The 18959-nt window shown below is 34.7% G+C and carries 13 protein-coding genes and 2 pseudogenes; 5 read left to right on the top strand and 10 right to left on the bottom strand.

Going from position 1 to position 18959, the window contains the following annotated elements:
* Position 1: 1 nt before the first annotated feature.
* Complete coding sequence (locus HCD_RS04605) at positions 2-2905, top strand: restriction endonuclease (RefSeq protein ID WP_014659428.1); 2904 nt, start codon at positions 2-4, stop codon at positions 2903-2905.
* Positions 2906-3377: 472 nt separating this feature from the next.
* Here the strand turns inward: HCD_RS04605 and HCD_RS04600 are convergent.
* From HCD_RS04600 to plsY, 9 genes and pseudogenes are all read right to left on the bottom strand, one after another.
* Positions 3378-4614, bottom strand: a pseudogene (locus HCD_RS04600) (restriction endonuclease subunit R).
* A gap of 1 nt (position 4615) precedes the next feature.
* Positions 4616-5391, bottom strand: a pseudogene (locus HCD_RS04595) (DNA-methyltransferase).
* Positions 5378-6250: a DNA-methyltransferase gene (locus tag HCD_RS04590; RefSeq protein ID WP_041594826.1), complete on the bottom strand. Its 873-nt coding sequence runs from the start codon at positions 6248-6250 to the stop codon at positions 5378-5380. The pseudogene HCD_RS04595 and the gene HCD_RS04590 overlap by 14 nt, the downstream one beginning before the upstream one ends.
* Before the next feature lie 46 nt (positions 6251-6296).
* Complete coding sequence (gene nusA, locus HCD_RS04585) at positions 6297-7490, bottom strand: transcription termination factor NusA (RefSeq protein ID WP_014659426.1); 1194 nt, start codon at positions 7488-7490, stop codon at positions 6297-6299.
* A 69-nt stretch (positions 7491-7559) separates the two neighbouring features.
* Positions 7560-8924: an L-seryl-tRNA(Sec) selenium transferase gene (gene selA, locus HCD_RS04580; protein WP_081482783.1), complete on the bottom strand. Its 1365-nt coding sequence runs from the start codon at positions 8922-8924 to the stop codon at positions 7560-7562.
* Between the two features lie 202 nt (positions 8925-9126).
* Complete coding sequence (locus tag HCD_RS04575; RefSeq protein ID WP_014659423.1) at positions 9127-11739, bottom strand: TonB-dependent receptor; 2613 nt, start codon at positions 11737-11739, stop codon at positions 9127-9129.
* Positions 11740-11883: 144 nt separating this feature from the next.
* Positions 11884-12210, bottom strand: coding sequence for a Plug domain-containing protein (locus HCD_RS04570; RefSeq protein ID WP_014659422.1), 327 nt, complete (start codon positions 12208-12210; stop codon positions 11884-11886).
* Positions 12194-12547: a FolB domain-containing protein gene (locus tag HCD_RS04565; RefSeq protein WP_014659421.1), complete on the bottom strand. Its 354-nt coding sequence runs from the start codon at positions 12545-12547 to the stop codon at positions 12194-12196. Before HCD_RS04565 ends, HCD_RS04570 begins: the two co-directional genes overlap by 17 nt.
* A complete protein-coding gene (plsY, locus tag HCD_RS04560) occupies positions 12544-13206 on the bottom strand; it encodes a glycerol-3-phosphate 1-O-acyltransferase PlsY (RefSeq protein WP_014659420.1) in 663 nt (220 codons plus the stop codon). Before plsY ends, HCD_RS04565 begins: the two co-directional genes overlap by 4 nt.
* Positions 13207-13314: 108 nt before the next feature.
* Between plsY and ccoG the strand changes: the two genes are divergently transcribed.
* The gene (ccoG, locus tag HCD_RS04555; protein ID WP_041594904.1) at positions 13315-14712 is read left to right on the top strand and encodes a cytochrome c oxidase accessory protein CcoG; all 1398 of its coding nucleotides are present in this window, start codon (positions 13315-13317) and stop codon (positions 14710-14712) included.
* On the opposite strand, the gene HCD_RS04550 is transcribed toward ccoG, so the two are convergent.
* A complete protein-coding gene (locus HCD_RS04550) occupies positions 14709-15908 on the bottom strand; it encodes a saccharopine dehydrogenase family protein (protein WP_014659418.1) in 1200 nt (399 codons plus the stop codon). The two genes, ccoG and HCD_RS04550, sit on opposite strands and share 4 nt — an antisense overlap.
* Positions 15909-15996: 88 nt before the next feature.
* Here HCD_RS04550 and gltS point away from each other — a divergent pair, with 88 nt between their 5' ends.
* The 3 genes from gltS to HCD_RS04535 are packed head-to-tail and all read left to right on the top strand — an operon-like array spanning position 15997 to position 18959.
* Positions 15997-17223, top strand: coding sequence for a sodium/glutamate symporter (gltS, locus tag HCD_RS04545; RefSeq protein ID WP_014659417.1), 1227 nt, complete (start codon positions 15997-15999; stop codon positions 17221-17223).
* Positions 17224-17226: 3 nt separating this feature from the next.
* A complete protein-coding gene (locus tag HCD_RS04540) occupies positions 17227-18261 on the top strand; it encodes a dihydrofolate reductase family protein (RefSeq protein ID WP_014659416.1) in 1035 nt (344 codons plus the stop codon).
* Positions 18243-18959, top strand: coding sequence for a tRNA1(Val) (adenine(37)-N6)-methyltransferase (locus HCD_RS04535; protein WP_014659415.1), 717 nt, complete (start codon positions 18243-18245; stop codon positions 18957-18959). The genes HCD_RS04540 and HCD_RS04535 overlap by 19 nt, the downstream gene beginning before the upstream one ends.

The following is an 18959-nucleotide window of genomic DNA, read 5'->3' as shown; positions in this document are numbered from 1 at the left end:
GATGAAAATCAAATTCAAACGATTAGATTATCAAGAACAATGCTTAAAACAAATTTTAGGGGTGTTTGACAAGGTTAAATTTATAGAACAAGAAGATGATATTCAAAAAATTTCTAACCCTATTTTTGACCTTAAAGAAACGCAAAAGTTTTTGCTAGAAAATATCCATGATTTGAGATGTAAGCAAGGAATTACGCATGGGCAAGTGAAAATAAATAAGGCGTTGAGTTGTGATATTTTAATGGAAACAGGCACAGGGAAGACCTTTTGCTTTTTAGAATGTGTTTATGCTTTATTTAAACAATATCATTTGTCAAAATTTATTATTTTAGTGCCAAGCAATGCGATTAAATTAGGGGTTTTAAAGAGTATTGAAATCACAAGAGAGTTTTTTAAAAGCGAATATTCTAACACACATTTAGAAAGCTATGAGAATGCAGAAAGCTTTATTCTAGCCAGTAACAATAAGTGCTGTGTGTTAGTGATGACTTTTTCTGCCTTTAACAAAAAAGATAATACTATCAATAAATCATGTTTAGAAAACACGCATTTATTCAATGGTGCAACGAGTTATATGAAAGCTTTAGCTAATATTCGTCCTGTAGTGATTATGGATGAACCGCATAGATTTTTAGGCAATAAAACGACACATTATTTAGAAAAGTTAAACGCTTTAATAACATTTAGATTTGGGGCGACTTTTAAAGATGTGTATTGTAATTTGATTTATGCCCTTGATAGCAAAAAAGCCTTTGAAGAAGGTCTGGTAAAGAGTATTAGCGTAGAATCTGTGGGAGAGAGTAAAGATTATTCTTTAGAATTTAAAGGGGTCAAAAAAATCCAAAATGATTATGAAGCCACTATTAACTACACTAATTTTGAAAATAAAATAAAGAGTGTCAGGGTCAAAAAGAATGTTAATTTGGGGGTTATCACAAAAATCAGTGCTTTAGAAGATTATATTGTAGAAAAGATTACTAAGAATGAAGTGCTATTTAATAATGGCTTTAACTTGTTGTTAGAGCAAAAAGAACCTTTTTCAAATCTTTTAGAGAGTGAGCAAGAAGTGATGCTAAAACTAGCGATACAATATCATTTTGAGAGAGAAGAAGAGCTTTTTAAAAGAGGTGTGAAAGCCTTGTGTATGGTGTTTATTAGTGGGGTGAATAGCTATTTAATAGATGGTAAAACGCAAGGTAAATTAGCCCTTTTATTTGAAAAACTCTATAAACAAGAGCTTGAAAAAGTCTTAGAAAAAGATTTAAATAGTGGCTATAGGGCATATTTAGAACGCACAAAAGATAATATTAAAAAAGTGCATGGAGGGTATTTTGCTAAAAGCAATAAAGAGAGTGATGAAACTCAAATGATTGAACTCATTTTAAAAGAGAAAGAAAAACTGCTCAGTTTTGAATCTGATTTAAGATTTATTTTTTCACAATGGGCATTACAAGAGGGGTGGGATAACCCTAATGTGATGACGATTTGTAAATTAGCCCCTAGCCATTCAAATATCACTAAATTACAGCAAATCGGTAGAGGGCTAAGATTAGCTGTGAATCATAGGGGCGAACGCATTACTAAAGAGCGTAATGATTTTGATTTTATTAATGAATTAGTGGTGGTTGTGCCACAAGTTGAAGGGGATTTTGTAGAAGCGATTCAGCAAGAAATTAGAGAGCATAGTTTGGCTAAATTATCTAAGGAATTTAATGCAGAAGAGTTAATAGAAAGTGGGGCGATTAATCATAGGGGCTATGGGGAGTTAGTAGAGAAATTAGAAAATTTAGGCTTTTTAAAAGAGATAAAAGAAGATAGTTTTAAAATCGTGCTTAACAAAGAAGAGTTTTTAGAAAAAGAGCGAGCGTTAGAAACTTTAGAGATTAAGGGGTTAAATCTTGAAAAATTAAAAGATTTTTTAAAAAAGCGTTTGCTTGGCAATTTTAGAGTGAAACCAAAACACAAAGGTGAAAAAATTAAAATTAATAAAGAGAATTTCAGAAAATTTCAAACTTTATGGGACAGCTTGCATTACCAAGCTAGGATTACTTATTCTATTGATAGCGAAAGTTTGATTAAAGAGATTGTAAAAAATATTAACACTTCTTTTGAAATCAGTCAAAAAAGCATTCTTATTACAACGCATAAAAAGGTAGAGAAAATGCAAAATAACACTACCACAGAGACTTTGAAACTAGAAAGGACATGTTTGTTTAGTTTGCATGAATTTATCAGCGAATTATCTAATAAGGTGAAACTTAGCTTTAGAAGTGTGGCTAAAGTGTTAGAAAGAATCCATAAAGAAAAGTTTGATTTGATTAAACTCAATGAACAAGAAAGTTTAAAACAATTAGAAGGGCTGTTTTTGGAAGCGATTTATCAAAATATTAAGGATAAAATTTCTTATCAAATGTGCGAAATAGAAATTAAAAACGATGCATTCTATGATGAAAAGGGAGAGATTAGAGAATTTTTAGAAGGGAGTTTGGGGGTAGAAAAATATGAAATTAACAATCAAAATGTGTTAGAAAAGTGTCTGTATGAAAACTTTATGCAGGTAGATAGTGAGATTGAAAAAGACACGATTAGAGAATCTAGTGATACTAAAATCATTGTTTTTGGCAAACTTCCTAGGGTTAAAATTCCTGTGGCATTCAATAAATCTTATAGTCCTGATTTTGGGTATGTGATTGAAGATAGAGATAAAAAATTGTTATTAGTGGTAGAAACTAAGGGGTATACCACCAAAAGCGAATTGAGTTCTAAAGAGCAATTAAAAATTTCTAACGCTAAGAAATTTTTTGAAACCTTAAAAAAGAAAGGTCTAAATATTGAATATAGAACGAAGATGAATAATGAGCAATTAGGGGAATTGATTAATGAAGTTTTACGCTATGCAGATTAGACTTAAATAGTAGATTGTATTGTTTGAAAAATCTAACCCCCCTACTCAAACATGTTTTATAAAAATTAATGGTTAAAATAGGGGTTAAGGGGGTATCAATGAATGCTTATAAAAAGCATTAATGTGATTTTATCTTATACTTCTATAATCAGTGGATAATGCGAAAAATCTTTATTAAATACCCTAATTATCCTTAAGAAATAAAAGAATTTAAATAGGGTTTTAATTAAATTCCTATAGAAAAAATATTGATTACTCTTAAAACAATATTTAAAATCAATATTGAATTAAAACAGAGCTAAAAAATCTTATTAATAAAACTGATAAAATGTTTCATGTGAAACATTTGGAATTTTAAGATGAAATTAAGTAATTTTAAAATTATTTTATTTAGAGAATAGTAGAAACATAAAACTAACCTACTTTTAAATTTTTTATTTAATAAGTTTCAAGTAATCTGAATATTATGTTATCAGTTATTTTTAGAATGCAATAAATCGCTATTATATTTCAGCATGATATTTTGTAAATCAAGTTTATACAATACATTTTTAAGATAAGTAAAATAAATGCGTTCTTGTTCTTCTTTTGAGCCTTTAGATAAAATTACATCACAATCTTGAAAATACAAACAAATGTGCTTATTTTGTGTTTGAGAAATCTTTGCATGGTTAAAGGCATCAATGTAAATTAAATTTTCCCACTTATCTAAAAGCTCAAATTCTTCTATAGAGCGAGCCAAACATAAAGGCACAATGTGGTGCAATTCAAAGCCTTTTTCTTTTTTAACGCTGTGTTTTTCAAAATAAAGGGCTTTTTCTTTAATAGAGCGTTTGAGCTTTCTATCGCTTTGTTTATTTTCTTTGTCTAGCATTCTTAAAATAAGCTTGTTTTTATCTCTTTCAAAAAATACGCTTTGTTCTAGTAAAGTAAAAATTTGGTCTGTTTCATTTTTCCAATTATGATAGTCTCTTATGTGTTTTATCCCCATCAAAATTTTTAGGGTTACAATAATTTTGCACTAATTCAAGAAGTTTTTCTCTTTGAAAACGGCTTAAACTTCTATATTCTTTAATGTATTCTACAATCTCACTTCTAGTAAAATTTTTTACATGTATAAAAGTAGCAAAAAACATCATTTCTTCAACATTTAAAGTTTCGCTATTTAATTCTACTAACAGCTCTCTGCATTCTGCTATAAAACCCTCTAAAAGATTTTCTAAGGCTTGTGTGTAACAAAATTTTTCTTTTAACAAATCAGTAGCATTTAAAAATTCTAAGGCTAAGGGGGTTAAACTCACATATTTAATAGGGCTTTTCATATAAGGATTTGTGGGTTTTTTATGTTTATTGTAGCGTTCAATCAAGCCCATTCTATGCATATCCACAAAAAAGTTTTTTCTTAAGCTATCTTGAGTCATTCTGTCTATTTCTTTATGAATAGTATTGACTACTTCTGAGTAACTTTTTTCTCCATCTATATTGTTAGGGCGTTTGCTTATATCTGTTGTGCGGATTTGCAATAAATCTTTGCCTACTTCATCAAAAATAGCTTGGATAATGATTTTAATTTCTTTTTTAGTGTAGCGGTTATGTTGTGATAAATGCATACCTCTATAATCAGGGCTTTTTATACGATTGACTAAGAATTTTAAACACTTTTTGCTAGGGTCAAGCTGGGTAATTTCTTGTAAAATTTTTTCTAACATGTTAAATTTCCTTTATCTCTAAACTCTCATGCACATATTCTTTATTAAGCTCACACCCTATAAAATTTCTATTTAACTCTTTTGCGACTAGACTTATCATTCCACTACCACTAAATAAATCTAAAACTACATCGTTTTCATTAGAACTAGCTTTTATAATGCGCTCAATAAGTGTTTTAGGCTTAATGCTAGGGTGTTTTGGCTTGATGATTTTACCATTCTTTTTTTCTACATGTCTTTGTGAAGTGATTTCCCATACATCAAGGCATAATTTACCTTTAGGGTTAGGAAACCATCGTTTGTTATTTTTTAAAATTCCTTTAGTTTGAGCGTGTTTAATGCGTTTTGTTGATTCATAAGGAATGCGAATATCATCTGCATTAAAAGTGTAATTTTTAGAATGCATACTATAAAATAGAATGCTTTCTTGTGCGTTATTGTAACGCTTTTTAGCGTTAGCAAACCCATCTTTTTTAACCCAAGTAATCAAATTTAAAAAATGCACTTTTTTAGAGCATAAATACGCTAAAAATAAGGCACAATTAAAAGGGGTATTATAAAGATGTAAAAGCTTCCTGTATCTTTGATTTTAGGTAGCATTTTGTCTATCCAAGCATAAGAAAATTTTAAAAACTCTTCATCACTTTTAAAACTATCCCATAAAGCAATGTTAAGATTGTAGGGGGGGGGGTCAATAATGGCTAGATCAACGCTTTTATCTTCTAATTTATCTAAGAATGTAAAAACATCTTCTATGTAAATTTTATTTAAAATCAAGGGTATTTGGCTCTCTTAATTTTTGTTCTATCAAGGGTTTGTAATTTTCATAGAGTTCATAGCCCATAAAATTTCTTTTTAAAAGTTTGGCTTCTCTTAAAGTTGTCCCACTTCCAGTAAATGGGTCAAGCACCACATCACCCACACAACTATATAATCTAATCAAACGCTTTGCTAATTCAGATGGCATTAAAGCACTATGTTTGCCAAAGGCAATATCATTTTTATTAGGTATGGGGATTTCCCAAATTTGTTTGGTGAGTTCCACCCACTCCTCTTGGCTTAATTTGCTTTGCTCTTTTTGCTCTTTTGTAGCTTGTTTTGGTTTGCCATCTTTGACAAACACGCCGATAAATTCAATGGTGTTTTGGGCGTAAAAATTTCTAGGATAAGGATAACTTCCAAACATCAATTTTTTAGTAGGATTTGTGCGTTTCCAAATATACACATCTAGTAAGAATATTTTAGGTTTATTTTCAGTTAATGAGTTGTTTAAATCATATAAAATAGAATGTTCTATGTCAGCATGTAAATCAAAAATATGGCGGTTATAGTGCGTGTTTAAATCTTTTTTTAGCATGGGCATTAAAGGCACATTGATACATAGCTTGCCATTTGCTTTTAGCACCCTATAGCACTCACGCCATACTTTTAAAAGCCCTAAGATGTAGTCTTCGTATTTTTCTAATGCACCTAGATCTTGCTTATCTCGCAAAGAGTGTTGTCTGTCTTGTGTGCCATTCTTACTATAATCTTTAATGTTAAAATAAGGCGGACTTGTGATAATTAAATCCACGCTATTATCTGACACTTCATGCATACTTGTGCTACTATGATAAAATACTTGATTGATATTCAATGCTACTTTTACCTTTTGATTTTAATAAGTTTCACATGAAACAATTTTAACTCTTAAACAAGGATTCTAAGGCTTCTACCCCTACTTTTTGCGTTTCTTTTTCGTTTTCATTTTCAGTATTAGCATTCTCTTTAACGCTTGCAATCGTTTCAAATTCTATATGATAGCCTGTAAGCATGGACGCTAGGCATACATTCACACCACCTTTACCGATAGCTTTAGACTTTTCTATATCTAATAAACGCACTTTAGCTTTTTGTAAATGGTTATCTACTACAAAACGCTCTTGAACTTGTTCTTTATCTTCAACGCTTAATTCTTCTAGGGGGATTTTTTTAATCTCAACGCTTAAAATTTTTGCTGGAGCTAACGCTAGAGTGATATAGATTTCAGGCACATTTGAATATTCTATGCAATCAATATTTTCTTTATTCAGCTCGTTGCTTACTGCATTAATACGCACGCCTTTAACCCCGACTGCCGCTCCTATGGGGTCAATTCTAGAATTACTTGAAAAAAAGCTCACTTTTGCCCTATTACCCGGGATTCGCACACAATTCATCACTTCAATTTCTTTGTCTTTAATTTCAGGCACTTCTAATTCTAACAACGCTTCAAGCATTTTAGGAGTGGTGCGACTCAGCTCTAATAATAAGCCTTTTTTAGTGCGTTTGACTTGCGTTAAAACGGCTTTAATGCTATCACCTACCTTAAAGCTCTCACCCTTAATGCGATGACGCATAGAAAGGACACCTTGAAATTGTTGCTCAATTTCAATAAAGGTGTTTTGATTGTTATCTACTAAAATCACTTGCCCGATTAACACGCTGTTGATACGCTTTTGAAACGCTTCAAAATGGCTGTCTTCTAACGCCTTTTCTAGCTGGTATTGCAAATCTTTAAAAAGGCGGTTAATCGCCCCCTGTTTCATACTCTCTAAACTCAAGCTATAGGACAATTCATCTTTAATCTTAACGCTTGGCTCCATTTCCTTAGCTTTAGACAAGCTGATGTATTTAGAAGGGTCGTTGAGTAATCTTTCATCATTGTCTTCTAAAACTTCTACGAGTTGGATAAGCTGGAGTTGTTTGTTTTCTTCAATCACAGAGTAGCGTGCTAAGGGGTCTAGTTCATTTTGTGCCATTTTTAACAAACAGCCTTGAATCACTTTTGAAATCATCTCTTTAGGCAAATTTTTTTCATACGCAATACATTCTACTAGGTCGCTGATTTTTTCCATTTCTTAAGTTCCTTTAATTTCATATGGGGGAAGATTGTGGTTTAAAAGAAGTTTTATTATAACTAATTTTTAAGTCTTATTTAGGATTTCTTCTAAAATTAAAGCGATTTTTTCAAAATCTTTTTCATTTAAGCTAAAGACTTCAAAACACACATGTTCGCATGAGATTCTTGTAATAATGCCTTTTTGAAAAAGCCTTAAATAAAGTTTTTCACAATCTAAAGTCTTTTTATTTTTAGACTGGATTTTCACACAAAAGGATTCTATTTCTAAATTTGGCAAGCTCCCTGCCCCAATGCTTGAAAAACTAGATGCCACGCTTACATTTAACTCTAGGGGTTTTAAAAGAGCGTAAAGTTTTAGGGCTTTTTGTAATAAATCATCTTTAGTTTGATTAAGTAATTCACACACTTTAATCTCTTCTTTAGCGCTTATCCATGCTTTGAGACTATGAAATAATAGAGTGAGCGTAACTTTATCCACTCTAAAGGCTCTATAAAGGGGGTGGTTTTTTAAGATGTCAATCAATTCTTTTTTACCCATAATAATGCCAGCTTGAACGCCATTAAAGAATTTATCCGCACTAAAACTTAATAATGAAGGCTTTAAGGCTAGAATCTCTTCTAAAGTCTCTTCTTTAAGATTGTCTAGTAAGCTTGCACTCCCTAAATCGTAATAATCAACTAGGTTATGCTCTTTTGCTAGGGTTTGTAAATCTTTAAAAGGCGTGTCTTTTTTAAAGCCTTTAAGAGTGAAGTTGCTGGGGTGGATTTTAAGCAATATTTTGCTCTTTTCATTCAAAGCTAGGCGATAATCTCTTAAATAAGTGCGATTTACGCTCCCTACTAAGTGCAATTTAGCCCCACTAGCTAGTAAAATATCCTTAATCCTAAAATTCCCCCCAATTTCTACTAATTCGCCATAAGAAACAATGATTTCTTGTTGTTCGGCTAGGGCGTTAGCAATTAAAACGACCGCACTAGCATTATTATTCACAATTAAGACTTCTTCAGTATCAAAACACGCTTTAAAAAGCTTTTTTAGGGGGGTTAAGCGATTGTCTCTTTTAGCGGTGTTTAAATCGCATTCTAAATTAATGGGGTTTGTTAAAACTTCTCTTAAATTTGGCTCAATGTTTTCGTAAAATTTTTGGCTAAAAAACGCTCGCCCATAATTTGACCCAAATGCACTCACGCTTGCATTGATAATCTTTTGATAAGGGTTTTTCAAAAGTTCTTGAATAGCGTGCTTAGTTTCTTTAGCCATAATTTGAGCGTTTTCTTGCTGATTAGGCGTGAGAATGGAGGGGTTTTTGCGTGCGTTTTCTATCGTTTGCGTAATGATTTTTTTTAGGAATGTTTTATTATAAGGTTCATTTTCTAAAAGTTGTAGCACACTTTGAGTGCTTGGAATGGCTTGGTAATTTGGTTTCATGCTTATTTTCTAGTGTTGGATTTAAAAGTTTCTATCTTAATCTAAACTCACTAAATTTCTTATAAAACTACTTTTTTAAAATTCTTAAAAGCATTTTAGTGAGCTTACTAAATAAGCGAAACTTTTTCCATAAGGTTTGGTAATTTTTATAGGGTTTTTTCATGCGTGAGAATAAAAGAAATCTTAAGATTTCTTTTGCAAATTAGAATTGATAGGACACTTCAAAGCGGGCGTTAAATCCGGGGGCAGGAAGTGCCATACGCTTATCTTTAGGAATCATATCGCTTGCTGGAGCGTCTGCACTCGCCTGCCATACGGAAGTTTGATTGACATATTGCTTGTTTAAGATGTTATTAAACACCGCTGAAATCCTTAGACCCTGCCACCTTTTAAATGGTGGAGTCCAGTTAATAAAGATGTTATGGACGCCATAACCGGGTTTATGGATTTTCATCAAGCCATATTGTGGATAATAGATAGAATAGCCTTCATAAAACATGTTGGTTACAAAGCGTGAGAGCCAAGTGAGCGTGAGACCCCACCTGGGTATATTGTAGTCGGCTTTTAAAATAAACACATTTCCTGTAGTTGCAGCTAATGCGTAAGTATCCGCTAGTAAATGCCCCCTAGCTGTAGGCCAAGAGCGAGCCACAGAGAAAGTCCCTAAGAAATTCTTGTATTTTACATTCCCTGAAACTTCATAACCATAGATATTGATGGTTTCTGGTAAATTCCCTGACATGTTTTTTGCAGTTGCATTACCCCCACCATTCTTAGAAGTGTCTTGACCATAACTATTGATGAAGTTATTAATCACTTGGTAGAACGCCGCACCACGCACATTAAAATATTTGCTGTTGTAATCTACATTAAATTCTACATTCTGACCGATTGCAGGTCTTAAATTCCTTTGATAAATTACCGTAGGGTCTCTCATTAAGACACCATCACCAGGTAATGCCCCCTTGGTCACATACGCATAGCTCACCTTTAAACCAATGCTCTCAATAGGATTATACAACACGGTTGCAGAAGGTGAGAAACCAGAAGTTACATGGGTGCGACCATTTTTGTCTAGCAAGGTATAAATATCATAACGAGTTCCCGCACCCACAATTAAGTTTCTTAAAAGATTGTAGTTCGCTTGTAAAAAGCCACCGATGATATTACCAATGGCATGCGAATTTTGAGGCATATTACGATAGAGCGGATTTGGCGAATTTAAGTTTTGGGGGTATTGAGAACTTTGGTCAGTATAGTAATGGCGGTAGGGCAAGCCCTTACCGTTAGGGTCGTTAGGGTCAATATTATTCTTATAATAGCCATTTTTTCCCTTATCTAGCCCAGAAAATACGCTAAGATTTTGATAAATCATGCCGTATTCAAACACATTCCCATAATCTTCAGTAATAGGGTGTGTTATTTTGAAATTAACACCCGAATTAATTAAGAAAATCCTTCTAGCTAGAGTCCCTTCAGCATCGGCATTTCCTAAAGTCCAATCATTCGCATCAGGGTTCTTAGCGTTAGGAGGCGTCATGTCGTAATCAGGGTTCTTGGGAACCAGTCCGTGATAGACATCTGCCATGCCTGTAACATTTTCTCCGGTTTTGCCCTGAGCTAGTGCCATATTCCAGCCGATGTTACTAGGCTGTCCGTATCCTATTTGATACCCCCCATCAGATGGTCTGATAGCCCCTGGTGTGCATTGACTCATATTATTTGGGTCATTACACCAATCTTTAACTTCAGGGATATAATCTGGGTTTGATGGTTCATTAGAATTATAAGCAAAAGGGTTCACTACAGGATTATAGTTACCCCCCCTTACCCCTAAGAAAGCGGTAGATTCAATGCGTGGCTGGTTGAAGCTTGTGCCACCTTCATGCTTGTATTTTAAGCTCAAATTATGGTTGAAGTTAATCACATGAGCTAATTCTTTACCAAAGTCAATCACAAAGGGTGCTGGCTGGCTTCCTGGGTCATTAGCTTTAGAGAGAGCTGAAGTGGTGTTAGGACGCAAGAGCCTTGTGGAGTTGTCTCGTGTCATGTTGTAACTCAAGCTAATGGTATCGGTTTCGTTGATATAGCCATTAATCTTTGTTAGGACACTATTGACTTCACTAGGGGTTCCTATGCCTTGGTCGCTATTGCTTGGGTCTTGTAAATCAAAGTTAGGGTGGAAGAGATTTCTAAAGGCGTTGTTTCCGTCCCTATAGTAAAAAATATTTTGGTGGTTATAATACGCTAATATATCCCAATTCTTACCACGATAAGCCGCAGTGGCATTCATGCGATACCCAAAGTTAGTGTAAAAGCCTGCCGCAGCCTTAGCCCCATAAGTCTGATGCTTGCCTAAAAAGTCGTTAGCATCAATGGTGGTGAACGCTAACTTACCAGCAACTGCACCCGGACCTGCTGAAGCGTTCGCTGCCCCTTTTATCACTTCCACTTCTTTAATCATGTTGGGGTCAATCACGGTGTTAGCATCATGGTGGAAAATATTACCATTTTGAGCGACACCATCTATAGTTACCCTTAACAAACGGCTTTCAATACCCCTAACATAGATTTTCTGTGCCATTAAGCCCCCACTAGCTACATTCACATCAGCACGAGTTCTAAAAATATCGTTGATTTGATTGCTTTGGCGTTGTTGGAGTTCTTTTCTGTCAATATACATCTTATTGTTGTATTCAAAAGTCCTTTCGCCCATAGTGGTTACTTTACCCAAAGTGTGGGTTTCTTCCTTAGCTTGCAAACTGCTCGCCACAATGCAAGAGACAAATACAATACGAAATTTATTTTTAAACATTCTTTTTCAGCCTTTTCTTTAAGAGTTTAACGAGTTTCAAACCTATTGTTATTATTACACTATTCTATTTAATAATACCTTAAATTTTGTTTTAAAAATTAAGAAAATATGAAAAAAAATACTACTAAAGAAAGTTTTAGCACTTTATTGAGCCACTGAATCTAGCATTACTCGTGAAAAATCGCTATTAAGCCCCCTCAAAAAGGTTTGAGAAGATACATTGATTTCAGCATTTTGACGGAAAATATCACTTGGTTCATTGCTTTGGCGTTGCTCCAAATCCTGGCGTTTAATGATTATGGTATTCCCCCATTCAAAGGGTTTGTAAGCATGTTTATTGTTAATGATAAAATGGGGTTTTAAATCCAAAAATTGTGCATGATTAGGAAAATATAAGGGTTCTAATAAGGGGTTTGTGGAGTGAGCGTTCAAGCAAATAATGAGAAAAAAGAGATTAAGGGTTATTTTCATAGCAAATCCTAATGCTCGCCCCTACTTGAGAGCAAGAAGAAGCTTCTAATTTAGTGATTTTTAAAAAGATTTCAGAAATTTCTTCATAGCGGGTTTTTAAAATGTTGCTTAAGTCCTTAAGGGCGTCTTCAATCAGCAAGTATTGTTTTTCTTGCATGGTAGTTTTAATAATGTTTTGGATTTCTATATAATCTAGGTAAGCCTTGTTTTGTGGCTCTGTATATGAAAGATTTAAATTTATGCTTATTTTTTGGGGGGTTGAGCGTTCATGCTCTAAAATCCCTAAAATGGTTTCAAAAACGAAATTATGGACATGAACGCTTTGTTGGATTCTCATAGAACTCTCTTCTCTCTACCTAGTAACAAGTTGAAAATATTACTGATATGTTTGATGAGCGTGAAAATAAAGATTAGCACCAAAGGGGTTTGTGTGCCTACTTGTTCTAAGACATTCACGCTACTAGGAATATTCATGTAAGGAACATAAAAGATTAAAAGGGTTGCTGTGCCTACCCCTAGAATGCTTGCTAGTGAAGAGATTTTAAGCACTTTACCCACAAAAAACCACACCACTAACCCTATTAAACTTTCAATAGGAATGAGTAAGGCTACCGCACCCATAGTTGTAGATACGCCCTTACCCCCATTGAAATTCAAAAAGGGCGAATAACAATGCCCTAAAATGCTCGCAACAGCTACCATCCATTGTAGGCTATAATCTAAGCCAAATAATTTGCTTAAAAAAACCGCAAACATGCCCTTAAATAAATCTAGGATTAAAACTAATAATGCCATTTGCTTCGCATTAGCTACGCCTTTATTTTGTAAAGAACGCAAGACATTAGTCGCACCAATGCTACCAGAACCGACCTTTGTAATGTCCACACCATAAAAGATTTTCATCAACGCATAGCCAAAAGGAATCCCCCCAATAAGATAGCCCAAAATGGTAAAAACAACATTGATATTAGTTAGAAAGTTTAAAACGCTATCCATAAATACCCCTTCAAATAAAATAGTCGGCATTATAACATGTTGATGGTTTTAAGTGAAAGCGTTAAGTTGTTAGGGTATAGTAAGGCACTTAAATTTTTAGGATATTTTATGCTTGATACTTCTAATCATTTTTTAAAATCGTTTCGTCTGAAACGCTATATAGGCTATGCTCTCATTTTTTTCGTTTTGGTGGTTACACCATTTATTCGTATTGATGGGGCTCACTTGTTTTTAATCTCGTTTGAGTATAAACAAGTGCATTTCTTAGGCGAGATTTGGAATGCTGAAGAATTACAAATCATGCCTTTTATGGTTATTTTGCTTTTTATTGGCATTTTTTTTATTACCACTAGTCTTGGGCGTGTGTGGTGTGGGTGGGCTTGTCCGCAAACCTTTTTAAGAGTGCTGTATAGAGATGTGATTGAAACAAAGATTTTCAAACTCCATAAAAAGATTAGTAATAAGCAAGAAGTCGCTAAAGATTCTCCAAGCTACAAGGTGCGTAAGGCGTTGAGCGTCTTGTTATTCGCCCCTATTGTGGCAGGGTTGATGATGGTATTTTTCTTTTACTTCATTGCCCCAGAAGACTTTTTTCTCTATCTTAAAAATCCTAGCGAGCATTTCATTGCTATGGGTTTTTGGCTTGTAAGTGCGTTAGTAGTGTTATTTGATATTGTAGTGGTTGCAGAGCGTTTTTGTATCTACCTATGCCCTTATGCAAGAGTGCAATCGGTGTTGTATGACAATGACACTTTAAACCCTATTTATGATGAAAAGCGTGGTGGAGAGCTTTATGACACTCAAGGCAATCTCTATCCCCTACCCCCCAAAAAGCGTAGCGTAGAAAATGAATGCGTGAATTGTAGGCATTGCGTGCAAGTGTGTCCTACTCATATTGACATTAGAAAGGGCATGCAATTAGAATGTATCAATTGTTTGGAATGCGTAGATGCTTGCACGATAACGATGTCTAAATATAACCGCCCATCGCTCATTCAATGGTCTTCAACTAATGCTACAAATACGCATAAAAAAGTGCGTTTAATGCGTTTAAAAACGATGGCTTACATGGTGGTTATTGCCATTGTAGTAAGCTTGTTGGTCATTACTTCGCTTAAAAAAGAACGCATGCTCTTAGATATTAATCGCAACAGCGACTTGTATGAATTACGCTCTAGTGGGTATGTGGATAATGATTATGTGTTTTTATTCCATAACACTGATAACAAAGACCACGAGTTTTATTTCAAAATTTTAGGGCATGAGAGCATCAAAATCAAAAAACCTTTAGAGCCTATCACTATTAAAGCGGGGCAAAAGATTAAAGCGGTAGTGATTTTACGAAAACCTTTAAATAACAATATCCAAGTTACAGAACACAAACGCACCAAAGACACCATTATACCCATTAGGGTGCAAGCCTATAGCACAGATGATAAGAAAATTACGATAGAGAGAGAAACGGTGTTTATTATGCCCAGTCAAGGATTGAGCCTTAGAGACTAACGCTCAATCACTTCATAAGGTAAGCCCTGTTTACTCAATTCTTCCATGAAAGGGTCAGTGTTTAACTCTTCTATGTTAAACACGCCGGCTTTAAATTGCTCCACACTCCAAGTGTCGTTGCAAATCATTTTAGCTGCACACATGGCTGGCACACCGGTAGTATAGCTAATGGCTTGTGAGCCTACTTCTTCATAGCACTTTTTATGGTCGCACACATTGTAAATATAGAGTGTTTTGTCTTGATTATTCTTAATTCCGGTCATATAGCATCCGATGTTTGTTTTGCCGGTAGTATCTTTGGCTAAGGTTGCTGGGTCAGGAAGCAAGGTCTTTAAAAATTGTATCGGCACGATTTTTACGCCTTGATGCTCTATTTCTTTAATGCCTAGCATGCCGACATTTTCTAGGCATTTCATATGATTTAAATAATTTTGAGAGAAAGTCATAAAAAATCTCGCCCTTCTTAAGCCCTTAATGTTTTTGACTAATGATTCTAATTCTTCGTGGTATAAAAGATAAGAATCCATTTCGCCAATTTGTGGGTAAGCCCATACTTGCTTGATTTCTAAGGGCTTAGTTTCAATCCACTTGCCATTTTCATAATAGCGCCCCTTAGAGCTAACTTCTCTTAAGTTGATTTCAGGGTTAAAGTTGGTTGCAAAAGGGCGTTTATGGTCTCCTGCATTGCAGTCCAAAATATCTAAAGTATGAATAGTATCAAAATGGTGTTTTTGAGCGTGAGCGACATAAGCATTCGTTACGCCTGGGTCAAACCCAGCCCCCAAAACCCCTAAAATTCCTGCTTCTTTATAGGCCTTATCAAACGCCCATTGCTCTTTGTATTCAAACTTCGCTAAATCCGGATGCTCGTAATTAGCGGTATCAATATAATGGGTTTTAGTTTCTAAACAAGCTTGCATTATGGTTAAATCCTGATAGGGCAATGCCACATTGACAACCACTTTGGGCTTATATTTATGGATTAATGCAACTAAGGCTTGAGTGTCATCTGCATTGACTTGTTCAACGCTAATTTCCCCAAGACCCCTTTTAAGCATGCTTTCCTTAATTGCATAGCATTTGTCTAAGCTTCTACTAGCCAAGATGATATTTTTAAAAACATCTCTATTCATACCCATTTTGTGTGCTACCACACTGCCTACGCCACCAGCTCCAATTTGTAATACTGTATGCAAGGAACACCTACTTTCTAACTTAATATCGTTTATTTTTAGGGAGCTATTATATTATAATAAGATAAATTTGCTTAATAAGGATGCAAGCTTGCAAGAAATTAAGTTAGATGTTTATGCCACTTTGGTATGTATGGTTTTGGTGCTACTTTTAGGGCGTTATGTGATTTCTAAAGTCAAGTTTTTACGAGATTATGATATTCCAGAGCCTGTTGTAGGCGGGGTTTTAGTGGCTTTCTTTATCATGCTAAGCCATCAATTTTTTGAATTTAACTTGCAATTTGACTCTTCTTTAAAAGACCCCTTAATGCTAACTTTCTTTATCACTATCGGTTTGAGTGCGGATTTCAAATCTTTGCAAAAAGGCGGGAAAATGCTTTTTATTTTTTTGCTTGTAGTGGTAGGGTTTGTGGTGTGTCAAAATGTTGTAGGGGTTTCTATGGCAAGTCTTTTGGGGGTGAATCCTTTAATGGGGCTTTTGGGGGGTTCTATCGCTCTAGTAGGAGGGCATGGCACAAGTGCGGCATGGGCGAGTTCGTTTTCACAAAGCCCCTATGATTTTAGCTCAAGCCTGGAAGTGGGCATGGTGTGTGCGACTTTTGGCTTAGTGAGTGGAGGGATTATCGGAGGACCTGTCGCAAAATATTTGATTTCTAAATACAAACTAGAGCCAAAAGACACTAAAGAAAAAGATGCGTTAGAAGGTATTGTTTCTAAAGGTTTTGAAACCCCTAAAGAGCAACGCCTAATCACTGCATCAAGCTTTGTAGAATCTCTAGCTTTGATTGCGGTAGCTCTCCTTTTAGGGACTTTCTTATCACATCTAATGCCTAAGAGTTTCACGCTACCTACTTTTGTATTATGCTTGTTTGTGGGGGTTATTTTAAGAAACGCTTTATCGTTTTTTAAAATCCATAGCGTGTTTGATAGAGAAGTTTCTGTCATAGGCAATGTAAGTTTGAGCCTGTTTTTAGCTTACGCTTTAATGAGTGTGAATTTGCTAGAATTATTGAAGCTTGCTGTGCCACTAGCAGTTATTTTGAGCGTTCAGGTGGTCTTTATGATACTTTATGTGGTTCTTGTAACCTTTAGAGCATGTGGGAAAGATTATGATGCGGCGGTGCTATGTGCTGGGCATTGTGGTTTTGGACTTGGAGCGACCCCAACGGCTATGGTGAATATGCAAACCATTACTAACCACTATGGAGCATCGCATATGGCGTTTATTGTGGTGCCATTAGTGGGGGCGTTTTTTATTGATATTATTAACGCTTTAGTTATTAAGGGGTTTTTGTCTTTGCCCTTTTTTCCTAGCTAAACCATGAGACTTTATGAGAGCTTATTAGAAGCTTGTTTGAATAAGGCGTGGGAGTATCAAACTCTAGCCTTAGAAAACCCAAGCGTGGCTTCTATGGTGCTAGATAAAGACAGTGAAATTTTAAGCCTAGAAGTGCATAAAAAGGCTAGAACTTCGCATGCAGAAGTCCTAGCCTCCAAATCGGCTCTAAAAATTTTAAGACCTGAGTTAAAAAGCGATTTAGAACAATTAGAAGACCCAAAAATTTTAAGTGATTTTTTAAAAAAACACCATAACAACGCTTTTAAAGATTGCACTTTTTTAGTAACCTTAGAGCCATGCAACTCTTATGGTAAAACCCCAGCCTGTAGTGAATTATTAGAAATTTTAAAGCCTAAAAGAGTGGTTATTGCCACACAAGAGTGTGAGACTAAAAAAGGGGGTTTAGAAAGGCTAAAAAAAGCTCGCATTGAAGTTTTAATGTGTAAGAGTTTAGAAAAAAAGGCTAATGATTTACTTCTACCTTTTAGGATAATGGAAAAACAAGGGCGTTTCAATTTGTTTAAACTCGCTTTAAGAATGAATGGGGATTATAAGCATGGTAAAATCACTGGTGAAAGAAGCACCATTTTTACGCATAATCAGCGTTCGGTTTGTAATTCTCTCATAATCTCTGGAAATACGATAAGAGTGGATAACCCTTTGCTAGATACTCGTTTTTGTAGTAGCTTTTATCAAAATAAAAACCCTAATATTGCTATTTTGTCTAAGCATTCTATCAACTCTAACTTAAGAGTTTTTTCTGTGCCTAATCGCTTGGTAAATGTCTATCATAACCCTAAAGATTTGCCCCTAGACAAAGGGTTCAACCTTATTGAAGGGGGATGGGAATTATTTGAGAACTTAAGAGAGCAAGTGGATATGTTACTCTTACACTCTTATGCATCTATGATTGGCGAGAGTTTTAACTCATTTATTTTAAAAACCCCTTTTAAAGGGCGTTTATTACACACACAACTTTTAGAAAATGAAGCCCTTTTATGGATAGCAAACTCTTAAGATTATATCAGCCTTTAAACGCCTATTCTTATAATAGCGATTCGCTCTTTTTATACGATTTTTTGCGCCCCTTTATCAAAATAAAAGATAAAATTTTAGATGTAGGCTCAGGGTGTGGGATTTTAGGATTATTATGTGCGAGAGACAACCCACTAGCAAACATTCATCTTGTAGAAAAGGATAGTAAAATGGCGTTTTGTTGTGAGAAAAACGCCCTTAAATTTCCTAACGCTCAAGTGTTTGAAACTAACTTTTTAGATTTCAACCCCCCTACTTTGTATGATATCATTATCTGTAATCCCCCTTTTTATGCCTTAGGCTCTATTAAATCTATGACTAAAGGGCATGCAAGACACCAAAGCGAATTAGATTTTTTTTCTCTTGTTTCTAAGGTTAAAAAATGTTTGAAACCTAAGGGGTATTTTATTTTTTGCTATGAAGCCTTATCGCTTTGTCTAGTCATAGAGAGTTTAAAGGGTGTTAAACTCACTTTAGAGACCTTAAGATTTGTTCAAAGTTTTAAAGACAAAAATGCCCATTTAATGCTTGGAGTGGCTAGGAATAATTCTAAAAGCGCTTTAAAAGTCCTACCTCCACTAATCACGCATAATTCCAAAAATCAAAGCGACAACACCAAAGAAGTTTTAAAAATCTATCAAACTTGTAACACTTATTCTATTAAAGTGCCTTTAGATTAA

This window comes from Helicobacter cetorum MIT 99-5656 (genome assembly GCF_000259275.1).
GTDB lineage: Bacteria > Campylobacterota > Campylobacteria > Campylobacterales > Helicobacteraceae > Helicobacter > Helicobacter cetorum.
This window is presented reverse-complemented; position numbering and strand designations above follow the sequence as displayed.

Coding starts and splice junctions, on each gene's coding strand:
- plsY (WP_014659420.1), bottom strand. CDS start 13,206: ATGGATAGCGTTTTAAACTTTCTAACTAATATCAATGTTGTTTTTACC.
- selA (WP_081482783.1), bottom strand. CDS start 8,924: ATGAAACCAAATTACCAAGCCATTCCAAGCACTCAAAGTGTGCTACAA.
- HCD_RS04535 (WP_014659415.1), top strand. CDS start 18,243: ATGGATAGCAAACTCTTAAGATTATATCAGCCTTTAAACGCCTATTCT.
- HCD_RS04565 (WP_014659421.1), bottom strand. CDS start 12,547: ATGAGAATCCAACAAAGCGTTCATGTCCATAATTTCGTTTTTGAAACC.
- nusA (WP_014659426.1), bottom strand. CDS start 7,490: ATGGAAAAAATCAGCGACCTAGTAGAATGTATTGCGTATGAAAAAAAT.
- HCD_RS04540 (WP_014659416.1), top strand. CDS start 17,227: ATGAGACTTTATGAGAGCTTATTAGAAGCTTGTTTGAATAAGGCGTGG.
- HCD_RS04570 (WP_014659422.1), bottom strand. CDS start 12,210: ATGAAAATAACCCTTAATCTCTTTTTTCTCATTATTTGCTTGAACGCT.
- HCD_RS04575 (WP_014659423.1), bottom strand. CDS start 11,739: ATGTTTAAAAATAAATTTCGTATTGTATTTGTCTCTTGCATTGTGGCG.
- ccoG (WP_041594904.1), top strand. CDS start 13,315: ATGCTTGATACTTCTAATCATTTTTTAAAATCGTTTCGTCTGAAACGC.
- HCD_RS04605 (WP_014659428.1), top strand. CDS start 2: ATGAAAATCAAATTCAAACGATTAGATTATCAAGAACAATGCTTAAAA.